Origin of the sequence: Arthrobacter sp. 1088 (assembly GCF_031455315.1) — a bacterium.
Taxonomy (GTDB): domain Bacteria; phylum Actinomycetota; class Actinomycetes; order Actinomycetales; family Micrococcaceae; genus Arthrobacter.
On record NZ_JAVDSM010000032.1, the window covers coordinates 1 to 3,823 of the forward strand.

Consider the following 3,823-nt stretch of genomic DNA (forward strand, 5'->3'; position numbering starts at 1 on the left):
GAGTGGGACGAGTAGAAGTAGATGAGATAACTCGTCCAAACCTGTCATGCAGCGTTTTCCCACGTCAGCTACGGGTGTGCTGAGGGTGTCGTCGAGTAACGGCCATCGGCTGGGTCGCGTCATTGCGCGTCGTAACGGCGTAATCTCTCATTAAATGAGAGATTCTTGCGTAAAGTTTGGCTTGTGACTATCGAACCTGGGCGGATTCCTGCCTTTCTGAACACTGAGAACATTGGGCTGCTGCGGGCTGAAGACCGGGTTTTCGAGGCGATGCTCGATGGTTGGCGGGCGCAGATGTTGGCACGCGGGCTCTCGACGGCGTATATCAAGAGTTCTTGCAGTGTCGTTGAGCGGTTCCAGGACCACGCGAACGAGTATCCGTGGACGTGGTCGGCGCACCACGTGGACGAGTTCTTCGCGGACCGGCGCAGTTCAGAGCATGGCTTGGCGTTGTCCACGCTCCGGTCCAACGCTGGAGCGATCAAGGCGTTCTGTGCTTACCTGACCGATGGGCGTTATGGGTGGGCAGCCTTTTGCGAACGGGTGTTCGCCGATTTTCCGGTGCAGGTCGTGTTTGAGTGGAACTCACCGCGTCACACCACTGACGACGCCGTGCCGCCGCGCCGGCGGGCGTTCACCAAGGCGGAGCTTCAAACGTTCTTTGACGTCGCTGATGACCTGGTGGATACGGAGTTCTCCAAGCGCTCCAAGCGTTGGTTGCCGGCGTTGAGGGATTCGACGGCGTTCAAGGTTGCCTACGCTTACGGGCTGCGCCGCCGGGAACTGACGATGCTCGAGTACGTCGATTTCGGCCCGAATCCTCACGTTGAACAGTTCGGCCGGTTCGGCGCGCTCCAGGTGCGGTGGGCTAAAGGAACCAAGGGCTCAGGACCTCGGCGCCGGACCGTACTGACCGTCCCCGAGTTCGATTGGGTCGTCGGTCAGTTGGAGTACTGGCTCTCCCCTGATGGCCGCAAACGCTTCGCCACCGCGGACCGTTCAGCCAGCATGTGGCCCTCCGAGCGCTCCGGTTCCACCGTTTACCGCAACTTCGACCGTGCCTTCCAACGCATCAGGAAAACCGCAGGATTGCCGGACGAACTGTCCCTGCACACCTTGCGGCATTCCTACGTCACCCACCTGATCGAAGCCGGCTACGATCCCTTCTTTATCCAGCAGCAGGTCGGCCACAGCTACTCATCGACCACAGCCCTCTATACTTCCGTGTCGGCGGACTTCAAACAGAAGACCGTCCAAAAGATGATCGCTCAGCGGCTACGCGGCAGCGGTACTGACGAAGGGAACGGCCCATGGCTGAACAGCGACGGATCGGCTACCGATGGAACCTTCGGCAGATGATGGCCCAACGAAACCTCTGGAAAACCACCGAACTTCTCCCCCTCCTTAAAGCCCGCGGCATCAACCTCTCCAACGCCCAGGTTCACCGGCTCGTCACGGGAACACCGGAACGCATTCCCGCCCAGACGTTCGCGGCGCTCTGCGACATCCTCGAATGCACACCCAACGACCTGTTTGAACCCTACGTCCAGATGCGGGCGGCCAAGACCGCCAACGCCCCTAAACGGCCAGAAGACCTGGGAATCCAGCCCGGCGCCCCGGTCGCACGCCGGATCAGGATCCTGCCACCGGACGAAGATGCCTAGACCCCGGAAACCCAGCGACCCAACGAATTGGCCCGAACCCTGCGGACGCTGCTCAGAACACCACCAGATCGTCGTTCGCTGGCCCGACAACGGAATCTGCGGCTACTGCTACCAGCAAGCCAAACGAACCCGGGGAACCTGCGCCTGCGGCCACGAAGGCATCCTTCCAGGGCGGGTAAACACGCTCCCGGCCTGCCGCAAATGCTCCGGCGTCAAACTCAACATCGACTGCATCGGCTGCGGCAACGAAGACGAAATCCACTCAGGAAACCGCTGCTGGGCATGCGTCCTCGCAGCAACAGTCGACCGGCTCCTCACGCCAGAAGAGCAGACCCCCTCCCCCGAACTCCAAGCCATCGCCACAGCACTTAAATCCATGAAACGAGCCAACAGCGGCCTCACCTGGATCCAGCAGCCCCACGTCACCGACTTCCTCCGGGAGCTGGCGGGATCGCCCGACATCACTCACGCCAGCCTCGACCAGCTGCCCGCATCGGCGACCCGTGAATACGTCCGCGGTCTGCTCGTGGAACACAACGTCCTTCCCCGCCGTGACGAACTCAACACACGATTCACCGGCTGGGCCGGGCAAGCGATCGACCGGGTCACGACCCAGAACCATCGCGACATCATCCGTCGCTACATCCGCTGGCACCATCAACGCCGCATGAACCAAATGGACGAAGTCACCCAAGGCACCTTCCTCAGAGCCAAACAATCGGTTACCGTCGCCATTGAACTGCTCAACTGGCTTACCGAACACGGCACCGAACTCACAGCCATCACCCAGGCCCACCTGGACTGCTGGCAAGCAGAAGGCCCCTCTACCAGAGGCATCGCATCACGCTTCCTCGACTGGGCAGCCAAAACCAACCTCATCGACACCTCCCTGAAGCTGCAACCCCACCGCCGCGGCACCAGCCCCCGACTCGACGCGGCCAAGCAACAAGAAATCGTCCAAAACCTCACCCACACAACCACAATGAGCCCACGAGACCGTGCGGCCGCGATCCTCGTCCTGGTCTTCGGCCAGCAGGTCTCCGACGTCGTCAAACTCACCTGGGACCACGTCACGGTCACCGAAGACGAAGTCACCATCACCCTCGGAATCGTCGAGATTGCCCTCGCACGGCCGCTCGATGAGCCCTGGCGCCAGTTGGCTGCCGCCCCGACGCATGATCAGACGGCCGCGCACCCCAACAGCAACTGGGTGTTCCGCGGCGGCGCTCCCGGAAGACATCTGCGGGCTTCAAGCCTCACCGAACGGCTCAGCTCGGCCTTCAGCAGCCGGGCGGCCAGACTTGGCACGCTCCACGAACTCACCAAAGTCGCGCCCGTTGCCATCATCGCCGAGGCCCTCGGATACTCACCCGTCACCATCGAACGCCACGCGATCGATTCCTCGGCCAACTACGGCCAATACATCGCCTCGCTAACGCTGCCGCGGAACCATGCACGATAAAGAAGGGTGAGGGGCATGAGCCCGTATTGGGAACTCAATCACCTTCAGGGCGTCTATCTCGAAGACAGCTGAATTCTATCGATCACAGCGACGCCAGACGCCACCACAAATCGAATGGCAACCCTAATTCCTGGCCCCGATCGTTGGCGGCGCATGGGACGAGAGAGGCCCTTGCACTGGCGCTGATAGTTAGCCCGCCGGCTATCGGGTTTCGAGCCAGCGAATGAACCGTTCCTGGTCCGCCTCTGCCATGGGCCAAGTAGAGGGCCTCACCCAAATCACGGTGCCACGTCCACAGATCCGTGCACCTTCATACATGCGAAGCTCATCGCCCGGCCTTACTTCCCGCCAAGCTGGCGTGCCTTCAAAGAAGAAGGGCGCGATTACGGCGCGAACTGTTTCACCCGGTTGAATGTTTTGCCTTGAGAAGCCCAATATCGGCGCACCGGCTTGCTCGCCGTCGGCCCAGCCAGGCAGGCCCCAATTTGGTCGGTAGCTGAATCTAGTCTTCACGGCAGAACCACCCGGCAAAGGTGTGTCCCGGCCGCCTTCCACAGTCGGCACGACTTCGAGCTTGATCCCTATGGCCACAGTGGGGACGAATTCCATAACCGAAGTGTAGATGCGATCGCACCAGCAGACGCGCGAAATGCCAAGGCCCTAACTCGTCCCACGTCAACACGTCCCGCTGCCAGTC

Annotated in this window: 5 protein-coding genes; 3 read left to right on the top strand and 2 right to left on the bottom strand. The window is 61.3% G+C overall.

Annotated features, from left to right (window positions below; all coding sequences use genetic code 11):
* The first annotated feature begins 183 nt into the window (after nucleotides 1-183).
* Together J2Y41_RS22925 and J2Y41_RS22930 are read left to right on the top strand one after the other, a co-directional pair.
* Nucleotides 184-1,359, top strand: coding sequence for a site-specific integrase (locus tag J2Y41_RS22925; RefSeq protein WP_309932002.1), 1,176 nt, complete (start codon nucleotides 184-186; stop codon nucleotides 1,357-1,359).
* Complete coding sequence (locus J2Y41_RS22930) at nucleotides 1,311-1,664, top strand: helix-turn-helix transcriptional regulator (protein ID WP_309932004.1); 354 nt, start codon at nucleotides 1,311-1,313, stop codon at nucleotides 1,662-1,664. Before J2Y41_RS22925 ends, J2Y41_RS22930 begins: the two co-directional genes overlap by 49 nt.
* A gap of 52 nt (nucleotides 1,665-1,716) precedes the next feature.
* Here the strand turns inward: J2Y41_RS22930 and J2Y41_RS22935 are convergent, their stop codons facing one another.
* Nucleotides 1,717-1,926, bottom strand: coding sequence for a hypothetical protein (locus J2Y41_RS22935; protein WP_309932006.1), 210 nt, complete (start codon nucleotides 1,924-1,926; stop codon nucleotides 1,717-1,719).
* A gap of 114 nt (nucleotides 1,927-2,040) precedes the next feature.
* Here J2Y41_RS22935 and J2Y41_RS22940 point away from each other — a divergent pair, with 114 nt between their 5' ends.
* Nucleotides 2,041-3,126 carry a Fis family transcriptional regulator gene (locus J2Y41_RS22940; protein ID WP_309932008.1) on the top strand — a complete coding sequence of 362 codons (1,086 nt, stop codon included), beginning with the start codon at nucleotides 2,041-2,043 and terminating at the stop codon, nucleotides 3,124-3,126.
* A 201-nt stretch (nucleotides 3,127-3,327) separates the two neighbouring features.
* Here J2Y41_RS22940 and J2Y41_RS22945 read toward each other — a convergent pair whose 3' ends face one another.
* Nucleotides 3,328-3,735, bottom strand: a complete 408-nt coding sequence (locus tag J2Y41_RS22945; RefSeq protein ID WP_309932010.1) for a hypothetical protein — start codon at nucleotides 3,733-3,735, stop codon at nucleotides 3,328-3,330.
* Nucleotides 3,736-3,823: the final 88 nt, after the last annotated feature.